This window comes from Streptococcus sp. FSL E2-3488, assembly GCF_038003585.1.
Lineage (GTDB): Bacteria > Bacillota > Bacilli > Lactobacillales > Streptococcaceae > Streptococcus > Streptococcus thermophilus.
Genome location: NZ_JBBOPL010000001.1, coordinates 12,286 through 29,622, shown reverse-complemented (window position 1 = coordinate 29,622; position 17,337 = coordinate 12,286). Strand labels below are relative to the sequence as shown.

Genomic DNA, 17,337 nt, shown 5'->3' with positions numbered 1-17,337 from the left:
TATTTTTAGTCTGATAAATTTAATAGTAACTGTTCAAGTTTAGTAACCAAAGGATCATCTGGATGTTCCTTTAGATAATGTAACAATTCATCCTCTGAAATTCCAAGTGTTTTAAAGAATGGACTTTGTTTTGATGTAGCCATATAAACCTCCTGAAACTATTATACTTTATTACAGGCTAAACTTCACCATAATACTCACCATCTTCTTCATCTTCTGGTGGGAGTTCAAAGATTTCACCAGTCTCAAAATCCACTGCTTTGATTTCACTTTCTTGTGTCTGAGATTGGCTTTCTACGCTCATTTCAGGCAATTGAATGGGTACTTGTTCATAAACAGGCTCTTCTGTGCCTTGCATGTTTACTTCATCAGCTTGTGCTACTTCAACTTCAGTTAGTTTTGAAGTATCAATATCATTATCTTTAACAAACTGATCATAACCTTTCATATCTGGATACCAGATATTTTTAGGGTCAATTTTTCCATCACGTGCATTATTAAAAAGTTCTGGATCTTCAACCATGAAACGAATGTAGTTATACCATTTCCCATCATTCGGATTGTCAGATAATTCATCTTTCATAGGGTGGTCTGTCACCATAGCCTTTTTATCTCGGAAAACATTTTGTTTTGAGATAAATACTAATGCTTCATCAACACCTATACGTGCAATTTCATCAGGTGTCATCAAGTCACGCTGATGAGCTTGTGTACTTGTAGATCCTGATACACGTTGACCACGTTGTTCAGAATAGCTTTTTTGTGTAATGGTTTGTTTACCAGCACGCATTGAGAAGTAACGCATAGTATCTTCGTCATTAGTCCCTAAGAATAGCAAGGTTGCACAGTTATTAACCATTGATTTTCGTGCTTTATCACCATAAATCGTATCAAGCTGACTAATGGCTTGAATGATGATTTTTACGGACATTTCACGACTGCGAATAGATGCTAAAACTTCGTTAAAATGAGGTATTTTACCAATGTTCGCAAATTCATCAAAAATAAATTGAACATGCACCAAATCATCAGCTGTGTAACCATCTTTCTTTCCTTGAATAATAGCATCAGCGTTGTGTGTTAATTGGTCAAACATGACTGTAAACAAAGTAGATGCTAGGAAACTGTAAGCTGTATTAGTTTCTGAAATGGCAACAAAAACGGCTGTTTTTTCAGTGTTCCAAGTATCCATCTCCATAGTGTCAGCCATAATCAAATTAGTGACAGCTTGGTGATCGAAGATAGAATATTGTGTAGCAACAATCGCAAGAACACTGGTTCTTGTGTCAGCTTCAAAGTTACTGTTAAATAAGTCCCATTGTCGACAAGCATAATTTCCAGGCATGGCTTTTTCAAGATTTGCAAACATCTTTTCAACTGGACTTGGTTCTTTTTCATTTGGACGTTTCATGTTACGAAGTAATTCAGAGACCATTGATAGGTTAGGGGTGTAATTTTGAACCTGACTATCAAAATAGAGATAACCAATCAATGCACGATTAAGAAGAAGTTTTGCTTGATTCCAGAAATCTTCACCTTCACGATCACCTTTTTTACTTCCTTCAACGATTGCTTCTGTGATACGGTCAATATCTAGTTCTGATTTCATGTAGTGAAAAGGATTGAACATATCTGATTTAGTGAGGTTAACCAGGTCAAATACTTTAACCTGGTAACCATGTTCCTCAAGCATCTTACCAGTTTCACGAACTAAAAGTCCTTTGGGGTCGGTAACAATAAAGCTTGAATTCATTTGCATAAGGTTAGGTTTAACATAAGTAAATGTTTTACCATCACCAGGAAGCCCAACAACAAGAACATTTTTATTCAATTGCCATTGAAACGGAAGATTCTTATTAAACAATCCCATTTGGGCATTCTTTGTGAAAATCATATTGTTTGTTGGCTCTGGATCTTTAAAGCCAGCAATCTCTTGAGCAAACGCAAACTTTGCTGAACCTGCTTCTTCACCATGACGAAGAGTTTCATCAGGTTTTATTTTTAAATAAAACATCATCCCAATAAAGAAACCAACCATTGCAGCTAAAATAGCAATTGGACTGAAGTTAGGATAAAAGTATGGTTGTTCAACATATTTTTCCAGGACATAGGTATATTGACTAAATAAATTGCTCATATCAGGTTTAGGAGCAATGCTATATAACACATAAGCCCTGTGAGTCAAAAAAGCTAAAAATAGACTAATAATCAGATAAGGAATAAGAGGTTTCTTTTGAAGTTTCATCAGATACTCTTTCCTTTCTTCTTAGTTTTGACAGTATCAAGTTTTTCCTTAGTTGCTTTCTTGATTTTGTTAATCTGTTCTTTTGGAGTTAACTCTTGTTCTGATTTCATGTACTTTTCTTTAGCTTTTTTAGGGTCATTAACGATTTCATTAAGAGTATGTCTCAAAGCATCCGCAATAACTTCCCTGTTAGGTGCTTCAAACCAAACTTGTTTCGTACCGTCACCCAAATCTTTAAAAGCAAAGCGAACACCTGATTTTTTAAGCTCATCCGTAAACTTTCTAAGGTTAACATCCGCTTCTAAAAAAACAATATGATCTTTCGTCAAAGATGACAGATTGAAGTTTTTAAAAGACTGTTCTCCAATCTGTTTGTGTTCATCATAAGTTTTGTACAGCTGTTGTGCCGCATAAGCTAAAAATTGAAATAACTGTTTACCTGTCTCAAGAGTGACACGTGCACCTCTATCAAAAATTTGTTCTTGATCCATCTTTCTCCCCCTTTATGTTATGGATAAGCAGTTAGTTTAGGAGCTTTTGAGACTAAATAGCCATATTTAGCTTCTTTGTTTTGTTTTACGGTTAGTGTCAAACGTTTGTTAGCGGTTGAATTATCGTCATAGCGACAATTAATAACATAAGTTAAAGTCGTTACTTTTTTAGTCATCACTTCTTTTTCTAACAAAACACTAACTGTTGTTGCTTTGTCAGTATCAAACTGTTTTAAATCAAGCGAATTAGAAATAAAATCCTCACGAGCTGATGAGTTTGCAAAATAATTACTGATGAAATAGCGACAAAAAACATCAGCTCCTTGATTAATGGTAGTCTGTTGTGTTTTATTCTCCTCTTTTTGATACCTACTGTAATGATTAGTAAGAGAAGTCGCTAAACTAAAAATTGAGAGTAACAAAGCTATCATTACCCAAAAACGATTAGAAGACTTGGGAGTTGCTTTAACAGATGGCTTTGATTTGCTCATATTTTCGTTTGCGGTTGATAATTCATGTTTTTTCTTTTGAACTCTTTGAGTTTTTTCTTGCTTAGTCCCACGTCTGAAGAAGAATTTCTTATCCTTTTTTAGTCCAAAGTCACCTAAAAGCTCTTTAACGTCTTGTTCCCCAGAAGATGGAATAGTGAGTTCCATTGACTCTAGCAGCTCTTCATTTTTATCAAGATGAAAAAGTTGAAAAGTGGCTGTTGTATTTAGCTGCAAGCAACGATTTTCTTCACCTTCCAAGAAAAATTCTAACTCTTCTCGATTTTGAAAATCGCGCTGTTGACCTGTACTTAATCTTGTAATGCGAAACATTACGCATCACCCCCAAGTTTGTCCTTGTTATCAGCTAAAAAGGCTTCTAAGTCCGATAAACTCATGCCATATTCTTTAAGAATTTCTTGTTGACGTTTGGCTTCAAGTTCTTTAATATCGGCTTCCAGTTGTTTAATTTTCTTTTGAGCCGCTTCAAGAGATGCTTTTGCTTTATTGAGTTGTTTCAATTTGTCTTTTAAGCGATCACTTGTTGATTTTTGACGGCGTGCTGATTTAGCAGTGTGATTATTTGTTTCAAAAGTCGTTTCATTCATTGTCTAGTTCTCCTTCTATAGTGATAAATTATCTAAACTATCGTTAACAATAGTTTTTTCTTTAACAGGATAGTCACCTTGATTTTGATTAACGGCAACAATATACCATTTATCAACTTGGACTTCGGTAACTTTATGAGTTACCTCTTTTTTATCTTTATAAGTTCTAGTCTGCAAACGCCCTGTAACCTGAAGAGTATCGCCTTTAGCTGTTAACGTATGGAAACTCTCAGCTGGTGCTCCCCACAAAACACAATCAATAAAGTCTGCTGGGTAAGCCCCCTCTTCTGTTTTATAATCTCTACTTGAAGCAAGCGTAAAAGAGACCACAGAACGGTCAGTCACTTTTCTTAGCTCGGTATCTTTTGTTAGATGTCCTGTAATAATACTTTGGTTCAACATCGTTTTATTCTCCTATTCATCATTACTTGCAACAACATCTCCATAAGAATCTTGTGAAGCTGTCGGATTTTGAGAATCTGTAATCAAAAGTGTACTCATGTTATTTACTAAGTATTTCCCATTAATTTCATTGTAAGTTAACTGGATAATAGTATTATTATCTACACTCAGTTGGGCACCTTCTGTTGAATTCTTTTTCTGAAGCAAATCGTTTGTATAATTAACATAACAAATAACTTTATCATTGGTTTTATCAATATAAATTTGAGCATCTTTAAATTCAAAATTGACAACAAAGCCTTTATAAGCTTGATTTTGTGCTGTTTCTTCCTCAGATACAGCAGCATTAAACATGCCATCAGTCATATATTCTTTGTAGCGATTACGATTTTCTTCTAAATCTTTTTTAGTGTAATAAGCGATTAAAAATTGCTTAACCCAGCTTTCGGTTAACTGCTGACCTTCTTTAGTTTTCTTCACTGAAGTTGTGTGACTTGAAGATTGATTATCTGTTTTCTTTCCCATTGATCCAAATCCTAAACCAATGAGAAAGATAACGATAATACCTACAATCATCATGACACGTTTAAAAAAGGTCACTTTAAATTCATCTATCATTATCTTTCCTTTCTGTTACTATTAAGGTGTTGCAAACGTGTAGTATGGAGCGTTACGACAAACACGCCAGTGAATTTGACTTTGATTACCTGCATAATTACATTCAGATACCAAAAAGCTACCATCAGCATTGACCGCTTCAACAATCATAACGTGTCCATACTGAGGATAGGTGCTATCAAAGCCACCAGCCGTTGAACAAACAGCTCCTGCCGTTGGCATTGTACTAAATTTCCAACCTTTGGCGACAAGATTTCCTACCCAGCTTTTACCATCACCAAGGTGACCATAACTTCCTGATAAATCCGTAATTTCACCTAGTTCAACCAGACGATTATAAGCATACCAAGTACATTGACCTGCAGGATAACCATTACCAGGTTGTGTTGTCATGCTGACACCTGTTGGCATGCTCTTAATTTTGTCCCGATACTCCTCAGGGAAATTCCAAGAGGAAGCCATTGTTCCACCACCTGCGATTGATTGGTGGAACCAAGACAATGTTTGTTTAGCATAGCTTTGACGTTGAGAAAGTGTACCATTGTTGATACCTTCCCACTTTGTTAAGAAGGTTCTGGTTAGACTATCTGTATCAGAATTAGAACTTAACACACTTTTTAAAATGTTTTGATAATAAGGTGAATCACCTTCTAACATAAAGCGAATTTGTGTTTCTAGCTCATACCATTTTTTACCAATAGAATTTGCATAATTGATTAGCATAGTATGACGAGTACCGCCATCGGTGGTATCCGTCCATTGACCAAGTCCGATCCCACGATGAAGGATATTAGGATAACCACCACCGTAGATTGCTGTACCACCCATGTTTAACCAATTTGCATCATCCCAGCACCCATCAGATGCTCCGATGGGTGGGCTAAGATAATCACCTTCGGCTCGTTTTGGGGTAATGGATGACTCAACGGCAAAATTACCAACAACAGCAGCAATTCCATTATCAGTAGCACTTGGATAAAACTTCTTCATTAAGTCATAAAATTGTTTAGCACGTCCACTCAATTCAGATGATGTTCGCATAATGACAGTTGTTTGAGCGTACTTAACAAACGGGAAATAAAAACCAGGATTAACTAACACCCAAACGTTTGTCTTATTTTTCTTTGTCTGCTCCGTATAACCATATGAAACATCTTTATTTTTTATGTCTTGCAACCACTGAGAATCTTTAGCATCGACTTCACCATAGTTTTTGGCATAGGCAATCTTTTGTGAACCACCAGAAACGGTCCCAAGCTCGGCTCCTGCTTCAACTTTATCACCTGTCTTAACTCGAATAGCTGAAACACCATAATAAATGAAACGTGCATCACTATCTGAAATAATTAAGTTAGTTGTTTTCGTTTCGTTACCTTTTAAATCTTTTGTTGTAACCGTAACCTTACCATCCATGACTGCATAAAGCTTTTGACCTGATTGAGCCTGAAGCGTTGTCGTTGGATCAATTTTATCTTTAGACGTATATCCATATCGCTTTGAAACAGTTAGATAATCTGTATCGCTTTTGGCATCATCCGCAGAATAAAAAGGATTAATCAATTCTTGAGTAGCTAAGTATTTTCCTGTTTCGGATTGACTCTCAAGAATTTCTTTATAATCAGCTAAATCAGCTTTATCTAGTTTCATCCAGGCTTTACCGTTAGTATAAAGCTCAGCCATAGTTTTTAGGTTATCAATATCGCTATTTTCTTCTTTCCAAATATCATCCAGCGCATCTGAAAAATGATTAAAACCAAGGGCACCTGTTAATTTACCACCTGTCCCATCATCCCAGTTAGCATCTGGTTCCCATTCACCACCATAGCGAAAGTTCATGTAAAGCAAGATAGAATCAATATCCGTGTAATATTCAACTTGGTCAGATGATTTTTGGCGGTCAACTTGTGAAATATGAAGCCAGGATTGATTAAGTGTAAAATCATTTTGTTGAATAACATTACTTGAAAAAATTGAGGATACAATGATTACCAAAAACAAGATAAAAGCAAGAACAGCACTGACAATCCATGTAATGGGGTTAGCTAATAACGTTGCTGCTGCACTTGCTGCCGTTTTTACAGCTGAAGCAGTTGCTTGTGCTACTTTTGTAGCAGCTTTTGCTGTTGTTTTAGTTGCAAACTTAGTTCCTGCTTTGGTGCTTTTATAAGCTCCTCGACTAACTTTAACCATGCCTTTACTTTTTCGATAGGCTAGTTTAGCACCTCGCCAAGTCACTTTACCAGCTTGTTTAGCAACTGCTTTTGACTGTCTTGTTCGATATTGTAAATTTTGTAAATCGGACAAGGTATCATCCTGGTCCATTGCAGTAGTTTTAATCTGATGACTAGCATTTAAAGCTATATTCTTACCAGTTCGTCTAGCTTTCTGACCAATGGTTGGATTAGTCTTTCTGACTTTCTTTTTGATTTTCTTGGTAGCTTTCTTTTCAGCTAATGCTTTCTCTAGGTCGTCAACAATCTTTTCACCGTCAACATCTTTATCAATGCCTTTCTCAGCTCTCCTTAAAGATGCTCTAGCATGTTTCACCTTAATCTTAGCTTCATGATGCTCCTTTTTAGCAGCGTTTTGAGCTTTCTTAGCTGATAACTGATTATGACGTTGCACACTTTCTTTAATGTGACGATTTCTCACCACACGCTTTCTTAAATCTTTTTTGTCAGACATGGTTCACCTCCTCTCAAAAATGGTTGAAATTAATAAAAATAATTTTTTAAAAGTAGATAACTTTTAAAGATAATGACAACAGCCACTAGTTATTATGTTGCTCAGCTTTCCGCTGTGCAGCTATCGCTTTTATATCAGCTTCTAGCCATTTCTTATGCTTTCGATGATGAATATAAGCAAGTACTGCTAAAAACGACAACAGCAAAAGACCAGCAGCAACTAAGCCAAATACAAACTTAATAGTTATGACGCTAAAAATAACACCTAAAGCTATCAGAATTCTTTTTTCACTAGCTTTTGCTTCTTGTTGAAGTTTAGTATCCAAATCTTTTAAAGTCATAGCAAGCTTCCTTTTAAAACATAGTACTGAAAAATATAGTCATTATTGCAATCCCTAAAACTAACACTCCTTTAAAAAACTTTTCTTCGTTTTTTATTTCTAATTCAATCTGTTTGAACATCATGATTAGTCCAACAACAAAGATTAACGGACTAATAACAACTAGCAAGTCAAGTATGGTTTCCATTTTTATTCTCCCTCAAGTTTACGGTAAGCATCAGTAGCAACCAACCTGAACAACTCAGTATTCTTAGGAATTGGATTTTCAAATGGTACTGCTGTTTGACCTGCAATGATTAGCCCTGTGCCTTTCGCTTTAGGCTTTTCAACATAACGAATAAGTGCATCTGTCAAATTGATAGTTTGAGTTAAGTATTGTAAATCTGTTTTCTTCTGCTTCAGCAAAACAATAAACTCACTATTTGAAATCAATTTACGTCCTTCAGTACGAGCTAATAGTGTTTCAACGTTTTGAGTAATTCCAGTTGGGATAGCACCATACTTACGAACACGAGCGTAAAGGTTTGTAAAGAACTCTGCTTGATTATCTGTCAAGAATTGATTTTGCATTTCATCAAAATAAATGCGAGTTGTTAGTTTACCTTGATTGTTAACGACTTGGTTCCAGATATAATCTTGTACAACCATTAAGGCAAATGGTTTCAATTTACCATCAAGTTTTTTCAAGTTGAAAATAACCACTTGATTATTCAAGTTAACATTAGTCTCATGTGCAAAAATATCTTGAGAACCATTCGTATACGATTCTGACTTCAAAGCCAAATCTTGAGCTACATCTTCAGGTTGTTCCAACAGAATGTTGTACCAATCTTTTAAAGTCGGTGTTCTATCAGTGATACGTTCATAACATAGACGTGTGACACGGTCAATAATCGAAAAATCTTCATCAGTAACTTCTTGAAGAATATTTTCAAAAAGTCCCATAATAAGCGATGATTTTTCACCAATTGGGTCAGCATCTTCAGCCGATAGATTTTCTTCATCTGGTAAATCCATCAAATTCAAGTGGGTTTGTGAACCTGGGAAAATATCGATTAGTTGGGCATCAAATGCACGTCCAATATCAGAATATTCATCCTCAGGGTCAACAATAATAATACGGTCATCAGGATACCTTAAAATCGTTGGAATAACTTCACTCGTTTTAACAAATACAGACTTTCCAGAACCAGAAGAACCTAGGATAACACCAGAAGACGTGTTCAAATCACGTTGACGATCAAGCGTAATAATATTGTTTGAAATTTGATTTTGTCCGTAATAAATCGCCATCGGACTACTACTTTGCAAGTCAGTATTTGTAAACGGAATTTGTGTGGCAATGTTGGTTGTTGTCATATCACGCATGAAACGGCGTTTAACATCCAAATAAGTTTTTCCGATTGGCAACATGGTATTAAGCGCTTCTTCTTGGTGATAGTAAGTTTCCTCAAAATCAACCACATGCTTACGTCCAGCTTGTTTGACACGGTTTGTATAATCAGCAAGTTCTTCAGGTGTATCTGCTTTTAGCATGACTGCAAAAATACCTGAAAACATTTTTTGGTCATTATCATTAATTTCAGTACTCCATTTAGCGGCTTCTTCTGCAGTAGCTTGAGCTACACCTGATACTGCTAAATTTCCTGAGATACCTTTATCTGCAGCAACCTTTTGAGACTTAATCATATCCATTTTTACCCCTGCTTCAGCTGTATTGATTTTCTGAACAGCGTCTGCTGGATCATACGGTTTAGCATGAATAGTAATAGCTAATTCAATCCCAATATCTGTGATTGACTTGATAAGACGGTCATTTAGAAAAGCTGGGAAGCTTCTAGCAAAAAGAACTTTGCAGTACTTTTTATCCATCATAAATTGGTCTTGTTGGAACCAAATCCGTCCAGGAGCAACAAAAGATTTTGTTGTTAAACCGCTAATCCGAACATCTTTGTAATCAACGTTAAGATATGGGTTACCTCTCAACAAATCAGCGAAAATATTTAATCGTTCTGTTCCTGTTAAAGGTGTGAAGGGAATATCAATCACTTGGAATTGTTTTGAAAAGTTATTTTCAACATCATTTAATTTTCGATAAGCTTGTTTACGATCTCGTGCAGACGTTGAAACAGTGATAAATTTTTCAACCTTAAAATTATTTTGGTCAGTCGCAAAACGTGACGTAATCATATCATTATATTCTTGACGATAGACATCACGATCATCACTTTCAAGTTCATAGGTAATTTGATTTAAAAGCGTTGATGGAACTGGCCGATTAATAATAAGTAATTGGTAAGTATTGTCACTGTCTAATCCATTCAGAGCTTCAACATAATAATCAATAATATCAAGCTTTTCATCTTCATCTGCTGTGATATAGTTAGTATCGCCCAACTCCCAAGTCTTAGAGTATTCTTCATCAACAATGTGCATTAATCCATCTTCAAATAAAGACGTGTATTTAATTGTGTTTTGAGTGCTAGCTTTCAAAGCTTTCTTAAGTTGCTTTGCTCGCTCTTTATCTTCTTTAGTCAAAGTTGTCGTTCCATTCATGGACGCCCTTTTCTTGAATAAACGTACCATTCATATCCTCACTTTCAAAATCTGTTTGATAAGCACGTTCTTGTACTGTAAATTTAAACATTAGAACTTCTTTAATATGTTCATCTTTCTTTATGCCATAAACAAATGATGGCGGAACAGTTAAAGCTAGTGCTAGATAGAACAAAATGTCAGGCAATTTCAAAAAAGAAATCAATGTTGCTAAAGCAACACCAAAGATAATCCCAAATAGCATGACAAGCTGACGCCAAGTAAAACCACCAACGACACTTCGTTCAAACTGGTCAATTGCTTTAAAAAATTCAGAACCTAGTTTGTTCATTTTTCTCCTTTCTACCCAATACCCAAAAAGCACCTCTTAATCAGAGATGCTTTTTATTAAGATACATTAAGTAATTGTTTGGCTTTACGTTGTGAATCAATCAGCAAAATCAAGAACACTACACATTTACCTATATAGCTAAAACCTGAAGCATATGCTCCTAACCAGCTATCTTTATCTAATTGAACCAAGGTATCAACTCTAAATCCTTGCCAAATAGCAAGTAATAAAATAATTACTGCACCTTGAAGGGCAACGGCACCAAACGTTTTTAAAAAATTAATAGCAATATGACGAGTATTATCACCTATCCAAAATGCAACAATGATTGGCGCTATTGCTTTAAAGAAATAAAGTTCAATAAATCGTAGCAAAACAATTACTCTTAAAGATAGAGTTGCAGCGGCACCAACAATAAAACCGATACCATCAATCATTAATCTAATCCCATATTTTCCGTGTTTGATTGGAACATACTGAAAACCAGCACCTTTGAAATCAACACCAATTAGTTTTGCAACCCCATTTGCAAACCACATAATAGCATTTAACACTGCACCAGATTGAGATACTAAGAAATAAGCAATAAAATATTTGACAGCTGCTTCGAGAAAGAGCTTCCATGTCATCTCACCGCCCTGATTTCTAATAAAGCGATACCAAGAGAGCATTTCAATTAAGAATAAGATCGATACTAAAATATATCCAATAGCCATCAATGACTTATTGATAGCTCCAATTGATGAATTAACTGTTTTATTGTAGTTTCCCAAGGACTCCGTTAATTCTGAAACAATTTTATCCATAACTCTCCTTTCTAATAAAATAAAAAAGAACCTAAAAAGGTTCTTTTAACAACTATTTGTTTTCTTCAACTTTTGAAAAAGTAGCAACGAGGGCTAGTAAAATAATTACTCCCCCTATAATCCAAGCATCTAATACAGGATGAGGGAAAAAGTTCGGATTGCCAGTAGAAATAAAATCTGAACCAAATAAACTATTTAATATACTCTTTGAAATTCCTGTGATCTCACTTTCTCCTTTAATATCAGAAATAATTCCAATAACAAAAAGAAGCATAAATTTTGACACAAACCAAACCATGAACACACCAATAGCTGATTTGATTAAATTAAAGAATAACATTGTTAAATAGATTGGAGATACGAGAACAAAGAACAGAGCTTTGAAAAATCCACGTCCTAGAAAACTTAAAGCATCTTTCAAGTGTTCGCTCCAAGTTGGCTTATAAGATGCATTAATACGTTCTAATTCAGCCTGTGACTCTTCTGGTGTATGCCATCTAATACCGAAATGTTCCCATTTAGCATTATCAAGTTCATCCGCTGTTGGTGGACGTCCGTTAGTGGCTTCAAAGTTTTTTGCAAAAGCTACATAATCAAATTCCTTGTTCATTTTCTTTTCTCCTTGTAACCCTTTTACTTACCTTTATTATACCACTTTTTCAACTGATTATCTTACATGTATGTAAGTTATTAGAATGAGATTGAGCGCATAGCCGCAACAATTGCTGCAGCAACACCTGCTGAAATAACTGCAATAGCTCCACCTGAAACCATTGAAGTCATGCCTTGGTCCATCATAGCTGGATTACCATTTTTACGTCCTGAAAAATAGTCAAAGGCTCCTGTTAATACCCACCCAAGACCTACGATTGAAAGAATTGCTCCTAAAGCTGTAACTACACGAACTGCTGTATCCATAATAAATTTCTCCTTTTAAGTGTAATAAAAAAAGACTGTAAATTGTCTTATCAATTATTTTTACAGCCTGAAATAAGAAGGCAGTTACCTGCTCCTAGAAGGATACTATCAGGAGATTTAGACGTAACAATTATTTAGGCAAGATAGAATCCTTCTAGGAACAGGCACCGCCTGTCCTTAATATAAATTAGTTATGTTTTTCTTTTTTGCGAAGACCAAAAGCTGCACCAGTAGTCAGAATTAGACCAATGAATGTTGCAAAAACATTCATTGGTGTTGTTTTCTCACCAGTCATCGGAAGCGCTGCAGCTTTAACAACTGGAACTTCTTTGATTGGTTTAACTGGAACTTCTTTGATTGGTTTAACTGGTTCTTCTGGTTTTGCTGGTGTTTCAGGTGTTGGCGTATGAGTTGTTACCTTAGCAACCAACTCACGACCATTGATAGTATTGATGAAAGTATTTTCAACTTCACCATCTTTAATACGTTCTACTTCAATCCAGAAGTCTGCATCAAAAGTACCTTCAATACCTAGTGAGCGAAGGAAGTCTTCATTAATGCTGTAAGCCCATTCACCCGCTTGAGCATTCCAAGTCACTTTAACAATTTTATTAATAAAGTCATCATTAGTATCTTGATTGAACTCAAAGATAAAATGATAATTTGTTCCAGCTGCGATAGTATCGCCTGCTTTAATAACTGTACCATCATCAGTAATAACATCGTATGTTAATGTCATATCTTCTTTGGCAGTATACTCTGTACCAGTAATGACAGCTTTCCAGTTTCCTGTGAATCGGTCATGTTCAATATCTAACTTATCTTTACCATCGTATTGCCAAAGTGTATCATGATCTTTTGGAACAGTCACACCATCTAGTTTATAGTTAAAGACTTGATTAAGCCCAACTTCTTGACCGTCAAGGACTGTACCGTTTTTACTAATGGCATGTTTTTCTGGTGATACGTCTGGAACTTTAACAAAGACTAGATTTGATTGATAAGCATTTCCGAAGTCAATTTGATAGAAATCATTAGGAACAACAGTGCCTGCATCTGCTGTGAGATAGGCAGGAAGGTCAATGGTAACGTTCTTACCTGCCTTAACATAGTTTGTATAGAAACTTGCAGGGTCTTTATCTACCCAAAGATAGAACTCACCAACTGGTGATAAACCTGATTGATCCAAAATAGCTTGAACTTCGTCTGAAATTGTTTCACCTGCAAGAACATGATACATCGTAAAGAGGTCATTCAACTTATTAACAGCAGTTGTTTCTTCGCTATCGTTATCACCTGTATGATTAGTTGATACGCCGCCTGCTTCTGTAACATCTGCAATGTCAGTAGAAAGCGTTGTTGTTTCGCCATTATCAGTCAAACGAATCACAATACCATCTTCGTTAACAGTAAACATGCCATCTTCAACGTCATCTAAGATAGCAAACCCTTTAGAAATAGCATCTGTTGAAGCTGTTACTTCTGTATAAGGTGTGTAATCAGTATTAAGGTGGAAAACAACGTTTTTATCGAAAGTTGTTGACCCATCAATGTCGTTACCATAAGTATCTGTGATTTCCTTCGTTGGTTGAGGTGCTTCTGGCGTTGGTGTTTTTACTGTATTTGAATAAACTTGATAAAGGTTGTCATTAACAAGCATTTTATAAGTGTTATCGTAATAAGCGGCATCATAGGCAGGCGCCCAATCAACCGTTGGCACAACTAATTTTTCACCTGTATAAGTTGTTTTATAAGTGAACGTTTCTGTTGCAGCATCGTAGCTGACTTCCCAACCATTCGCAACTGCTGCAGCAATATTGTCATCAACGTTGTAGTATTCCCCTGCTTCGAGTGGATCGATAATCGTAACGGTATCACCAACGTTAAGGTTAGCATAGAGATTTGAAATATCAAGTGTATCTGTTAAGACATCACCTTTAACAGCAGTCTTACCATCCATATCAACACCATCACTATTGGCGCGATCTTTTTCAACCATTGGGCTGTAGTTAAGCTTGTAGTCATGGTAACTTGCTTTAATAGTTTGATTTGTTGTGTCTGACAAACTTGTCAATGCCAAACTTGGTTTTTTTGGATTGACAGCCGTTACCAAATTCGCTTTGACCTCAGGTGGATTTACAGGATCTGGAGCTTTATTGGTATTCGTAAAGCTAATAACGGCTTGACCATGTGTGTTGTAGATCCAGTTATCATCAATATTCAAGAAACCAACATTAGCCAAGGTATCACCGACAGAAACACCGTGTTCATAAGTTAAAGTTGTTGAGCGATTAATGGTATCTGTAAAGGAATCATTACCAGTATGATAAGTACTGTAAATTTCAGTACCGCCAAGCGTATAAACATGGAAGTTTAGATTTTGATTAACCGCATAGTTTGGTCGATAAGCTGTATAAGAGTAAGTATAGAGCTCAACGCTATCCAAATAGACGGTAATATTACCATTACCTTGAGATTCTACATGGTAATTAAGTTTTCCTGTTAGCGTACCTGTACCAAGTGTGCCATAAGTATCATTCAAGCCATCGTTCATATCATGAGTGAAAGTAAAGGTACCATCAGCGTTGATTGTACCATTCATGAACGAATTACCATACGTCAAATTATCAACATCTTGTGTCTTAACACCTGCAGAGACAGAAACGTTTGTCCCATTGTTAAATGCAGCTAAATCAGCTGCATATTGTGCCAAAAGCGCATCAACAGCAGCTTTTTCGCTATTGGCTTGGGCAATAGTGGCATCATTTTGCGCTTGCAAGGCTTCAACATCAGCTACAGAGTTGACAACTTGACTTGATGTTGTTACCGTAACACCTTTATTCTTCAATTCGTTAGCTGCTGCTTCAACCGCTGCATTTAGCTCTTCTGCTTTTGAAACAGTGGCATCATAGTTAGCTTTAGCTTCTACATATTCAGCAACTGCTTCTTTGTTATCAGCTAAGGTTTGTTCAGCTTTTGTTTTAGCTTCGTTATTGGCACTAGCTGTACCGTCAGTAGCTGTTGATGGATCATTTGTCACTGTTACAGTTGTTTCTGAACCGTAAGTATCTTTAGCATTATTAACATAATCGTTATTGGCATCAATAGCAGCTTGCGCATCTGCATACGCTGTATTATTAGCGTTTTGTGTTGCTGTTGCTTGTTCTAGTGAGTCGACTTGTTTTTCTTGGTCGTTAGCAATTTCTGATTTTGTATCATTTAATCCATCAGTTGTTGTATCTGTTCCATAGTCTTTAGCAGCTTCTTTTGTCACGTCAACACCAACGTTGCTAGCTTCTGTCGCAGCAGCTTCCACATTACTGTTATCAATATCTACTGCTAGTGTCCCTTCAGAAGTATTAGCATTTTCTGCATAAACATTGTTATCATTGATGCTTTCGGGTTGACTCGTCACAACTTCTGTCGTGTTATCTGTAGCCGCTGTTGTTTCATCGGCAGAAACACCTGTTGCACCTGCAAAGGTAATGACAGCAGCTCCTAGGGCAATACCTGAAGCTAACCCTTTTGCCCATTTTTTCTTCCGAAAATAACCATGTCCTTGTAATTGTTCTTTCTGATTCATTTGTTTTTATCCTATCCTATTTTTTAATTAAAGTATTGGCGTTTCTTAAAGAATAAACCACCAATAGCGGCTAAGGCGCTTCCTAAGATACTTAAAAGTGTTGTATTTTCATCACCTGTCATTGGTAATGTGGTGCTTTCACCAGTTGCGGTTGTGACTGAGATAGTCCCATCACTGTTTGTCGTTGCTCCGATTGATTCAGGACTGGTAATCGTGCCATCAGCCAATACAACTGAGCCATTTTGGGTGCTCACAATCGTAGCGCCTGTGTTGGTGTAGACTGGTGAGTCTGTCGTTACGTCTTGGACGATTTGGCCTGTAACCGTTGAGGTTGTACCAGCATTAGCTGCTGTTTCAGCTGAGATATTTGGATTGTTGGTAGGTACAGATGTGTCTGGAGTGACTGTCGCTGTCCCACCATCCGTTGTTGGAACGGTATGATTTGTTGCCACACCGCCTGCATCATCCACATTAGGAACCGCTTCACTCGGATCTGTATTACTTTCCGTTTGGGTATCGCTATCACCTGTGTGATCTGTTGTCACACCATTATCATCGGTTACCTCTGTAACGTCTGAAGAAGGATTTGTTGGATCAACAGGGACGGTTGGTTCCGTTGTAGAACCTGTGTCTGTTGACGGGGTGGTTGACCCCTCATCAGGGATAACAACCTCTGATGAGGGAGCTGTTGATGGTGTCACTTGCTCTGTTGAGGGAGAAGTGGTGCCATCTGAAATCAATTCATCCGCATAAACTCCAGTTGATGCTGTTGCTAAAATAGCTGTTGAAAATAAAGCTAACGCTTTTACTTTTTTCATGTTTACTCCTCTACTCTTTTCTTTGTCGGTGATAGCCTCTTCCTGTTAAAACGAGGCAATATTCTCCATCTCGTTTAGTTCTTTCAGCTACGCTAAAGTGTTTTCGCTTAATGGATACGATAGCTGAATATATCTCATGAAAACGAAGAATATCTTCACCGATAACTATCAAGTTGCCATTGACCATTCTTTTATGCTGAACAATAGCAAATTTAGGTTTAATAAGTGCTTGTCTTCCGTCGTCAAGGTAAGCAATTGCTTCTCCTTGACAACCAAGAAGACGTAAATCTGATAGAGTCACTTCTGGTCTATCAAAGTTTTTTAATAAGTTTGTCATAACAAACTCCTTTTCTTTTTCGCTTGTGTAGGAAATTCCTATCCGCATTTAACGCATGAGCTAAACTCATAACTTCTTCATTGAAGCTGAAGCCAGGATGTGCCTTTCGTA

General features: G+C 36.5%; 18 protein-coding genes. All 18 read right to left on the bottom strand.

Going from position 1 to position 17,337, the window contains the following annotated elements; all coding sequences use genetic code 11:
* Positions 1-5: 5 nt before the first annotated feature.
* Positions 6-143: a hypothetical protein gene (locus MHH90_RS00205; protein ID WP_014295365.1), complete on the bottom strand. Its 138-nt coding sequence runs from the start codon at positions 141-143 to the stop codon at positions 6-8.
* A gap of 35 nt (positions 144-178) precedes the next feature.
* The gene (locus MHH90_RS00200) at positions 179-2,245 is read right to left on the bottom strand and encodes a VirD4-like conjugal transfer protein, CD1115 family (RefSeq protein ID WP_014295366.1); all 2,067 of its coding nucleotides are present in this window, start codon (positions 2,243-2,245) and stop codon (positions 179-181) included.
* Complete coding sequence (locus MHH90_RS00195; RefSeq protein ID WP_014295367.1) at positions 2,245-2,736, bottom strand: DUF3801 domain-containing protein; 492 nt, start codon at positions 2,734-2,736, stop codon at positions 2,245-2,247. The genes MHH90_RS00200 and MHH90_RS00195 overlap by 1 nt, the downstream gene beginning before the upstream one ends.
* Before the next feature lie 17 nt (positions 2,737-2,753).
* Entirely contained in the window at positions 2,754-3,557 is an 804-nt protein-coding gene (locus MHH90_RS00190) for a hypothetical protein (protein ID WP_014295368.1), read from the bottom strand.
* Positions 3,557-3,832 (bottom strand): hypothetical protein, encoded by a 276-nt coding sequence (locus tag MHH90_RS00185; protein WP_014295369.1) that lies wholly within the window; start codon positions 3,830-3,832, stop codon positions 3,557-3,559. Before MHH90_RS00185 ends, MHH90_RS00190 begins: the two co-directional genes overlap by 1 nt.
* 15 nt (positions 3,833-3,847) lie before the next feature.
* On the bottom strand, positions 3,848-4,234 hold the full coding sequence (locus tag MHH90_RS00180; protein ID WP_014295370.1) for a single-stranded DNA-binding protein: 387 nt from the start codon (positions 4,232-4,234) through the stop codon (positions 3,848-3,850).
* A 12-nt stretch (positions 4,235-4,246) separates the two neighbouring features.
* Positions 4,247-4,852, bottom strand: coding sequence for a hypothetical protein (locus MHH90_RS00175; protein WP_014295371.1), 606 nt, complete (start codon positions 4,850-4,852; stop codon positions 4,247-4,249).
* A gap of 21 nt (positions 4,853-4,873) precedes the next feature.
* Positions 4,874-7,537, bottom strand: a complete 2,664-nt coding sequence (locus MHH90_RS00170; protein WP_014295372.1) for a phage tail tip lysozyme — start codon at positions 7,535-7,537, stop codon at positions 4,874-4,876.
* Positions 7,538-7,622: 85 nt separating this feature from the next.
* Complete coding sequence (locus MHH90_RS00165) at positions 7,623-7,877, bottom strand: hypothetical protein (protein ID WP_014295373.1); 255 nt, start codon at positions 7,875-7,877, stop codon at positions 7,623-7,625.
* Positions 7,878-7,890: 13 nt separating this feature from the next.
* Positions 7,891-8,064, bottom strand: coding sequence for a hypothetical protein (locus MHH90_RS00160; RefSeq protein WP_158309482.1), 174 nt, complete (start codon positions 8,062-8,064; stop codon positions 7,891-7,893).
* Positions 8,065-8,066: 2 nt separating this feature from the next.
* Positions 8,067-10,433 (bottom strand): VirB4-like conjugal transfer ATPase, CD1110 family, encoded by a 2,367-nt coding sequence (locus MHH90_RS00155; RefSeq protein WP_014295374.1) that lies wholly within the window; start codon positions 10,431-10,433, stop codon positions 8,067-8,069.
* On the bottom strand, positions 10,408-10,764 hold the full coding sequence (locus MHH90_RS00150; protein ID WP_014295375.1) for a PrgI family mobile element protein: 357 nt from the start codon (positions 10,762-10,764) through the stop codon (positions 10,408-10,410). The genes MHH90_RS00155 and MHH90_RS00150 overlap by 26 nt, the downstream gene beginning before the upstream one ends.
* A 56-nt stretch (positions 10,765-10,820) precedes the next feature.
* Positions 10,821-11,570 carry a hypothetical protein gene (locus MHH90_RS00145; protein ID WP_340725723.1) on the bottom strand — a complete coding sequence of 250 codons (750 nt, stop codon included), beginning with the start codon at positions 11,568-11,570 and terminating at the stop codon, positions 10,821-10,823.
* Positions 11,571-11,622: 52 nt separating this feature from the next.
* Positions 11,623-12,180: a hypothetical protein gene (locus tag MHH90_RS00140; RefSeq protein WP_017649339.1), complete on the bottom strand. Its 558-nt coding sequence runs from the start codon at positions 12,178-12,180 to the stop codon at positions 11,623-11,625.
* An 80-nt stretch (positions 12,181-12,260) separates the two neighbouring features.
* Positions 12,261-12,488 carry a hypothetical protein gene (locus MHH90_RS00135; RefSeq protein WP_000379152.1) on the bottom strand — a complete coding sequence of 76 codons (228 nt, stop codon included), beginning with the start codon at positions 12,486-12,488 and terminating at the stop codon, positions 12,261-12,263.
* Positions 12,489-12,675: 187 nt separating this feature from the next.
* Positions 12,676-16,071 (bottom strand): SspB-related isopeptide-forming adhesin, encoded by a 3,396-nt coding sequence (locus MHH90_RS00130; RefSeq protein ID WP_340725722.1) that lies wholly within the window; start codon positions 16,069-16,071, stop codon positions 12,676-12,678.
* 23 nt (positions 16,072-16,094) lie between these two features.
* A complete protein-coding gene (locus tag MHH90_RS00125) occupies positions 16,095-16,889 on the bottom strand; it encodes an LPXTG cell wall anchor domain-containing protein (protein WP_340725721.1) in 795 nt (264 codons plus the stop codon).
* Positions 16,890-16,899: 10 nt separating this feature from the next.
* Positions 16,900-17,226, bottom strand: coding sequence for a hypothetical protein (locus tag MHH90_RS00120; protein WP_017649342.1), 327 nt, complete (start codon positions 17,224-17,226; stop codon positions 16,900-16,902).
* Between the last annotated feature and the right edge of the window lie 111 nt (positions 17,227-17,337).

Excerpts from the sequence above, each read along its gene's own strand:
- MHH90_RS00120 (WP_017649342.1), bottom strand. The coding sequence starts at position 17,226 with ATGACAAACTTATTAAAAAACTTTGATAGACCAGAAGTGACTCTATCA.
- MHH90_RS00160 (WP_158309482.1), bottom strand. The coding sequence starts at position 8,064 with ATGGAAACCATACTTGACTTGCTAGTTGTTATTAGTCCGTTAATCTTT.
- MHH90_RS00140 (WP_017649339.1), bottom strand. The coding sequence starts at position 12,180 with ATGAACAAGGAATTTGATTATGTAGCTTTTGCAAAAAACTTTGAAGCC.
- MHH90_RS00185 (WP_014295369.1), bottom strand. The coding sequence starts at position 3,832 with ATGAATGAAACGACTTTTGAAACAAATAATCACACTGCTAAATCAGCA.
- MHH90_RS00195 (WP_014295367.1), bottom strand. The coding sequence starts at position 2,736 with ATGGATCAAGAACAAATTTTTGATAGAGGTGCACGTGTCACTCTTGAG.
- MHH90_RS00170 (WP_014295372.1), bottom strand. The coding sequence starts at position 7,537 with ATGTCTGACAAAAAAGATTTAAGAAAGCGTGTGGTGAGAAATCGTCAC.
- MHH90_RS00200 (WP_014295366.1), bottom strand. The coding sequence starts at position 2,245 with ATGAAACTTCAAAAGAAACCTCTTATTCCTTATCTGATTATTAGTCTA.
- MHH90_RS00155 (WP_014295374.1), bottom strand. The coding sequence starts at position 10,433 with ATGAATGGAACGACAACTTTGACTAAAGAAGATAAAGAGCGAGCAAAG.
- MHH90_RS00135 (WP_000379152.1), bottom strand. The coding sequence starts at position 12,488 with ATGGATACAGCAGTTCGTGTAGTTACAGCTTTAGGAGCAATTCTTTCA.
- MHH90_RS00130 (WP_340725722.1), bottom strand. The coding sequence starts at position 16,071 with ATGAATCAGAAAGAACAATTACAAGGACATGGTTATTTTCGGAAGAAA.
- MHH90_RS00125 (WP_340725721.1), bottom strand. The coding sequence starts at position 16,889 with ATGAAAAAAGTAAAAGCGTTAGCTTTATTTTCAACAGCTATTTTAGCA.
- MHH90_RS00205 (WP_014295365.1), bottom strand. The coding sequence starts at position 143 with ATGGCTACATCAAAACAAAGTCCATTCTTTAAAACACTTGGAATTTCA.
- MHH90_RS00165 (WP_014295373.1), bottom strand. The coding sequence starts at position 7,877 with ATGACTTTAAAAGATTTGGATACTAAACTTCAACAAGAAGCAAAAGCT.
- MHH90_RS00150 (WP_014295375.1), bottom strand. The coding sequence starts at position 10,764 with ATGAACAAACTAGGTTCTGAATTTTTTAAAGCAATTGACCAGTTTGAA.
- MHH90_RS00175 (WP_014295371.1), bottom strand. The coding sequence starts at position 4,852 with ATGATAGATGAATTTAAAGTGACCTTTTTTAAACGTGTCATGATGATT.
- MHH90_RS00145 (WP_340725723.1), bottom strand. The coding sequence starts at position 11,570 with ATGGATAAAATTGTTTCAGAATTAACGGAGTCCTTGGGAAACTACAAT.
- MHH90_RS00180 (WP_014295370.1), bottom strand. The coding sequence starts at position 4,234 with ATGTTGAACCAAAGTATTATTACAGGACATCTAACAAAAGATACCGAG.
- MHH90_RS00190 (WP_014295368.1), bottom strand. The coding sequence starts at position 3,557 with ATGTTTCGCATTACAAGATTAAGTACAGGTCAACAGCGCGATTTTCAA.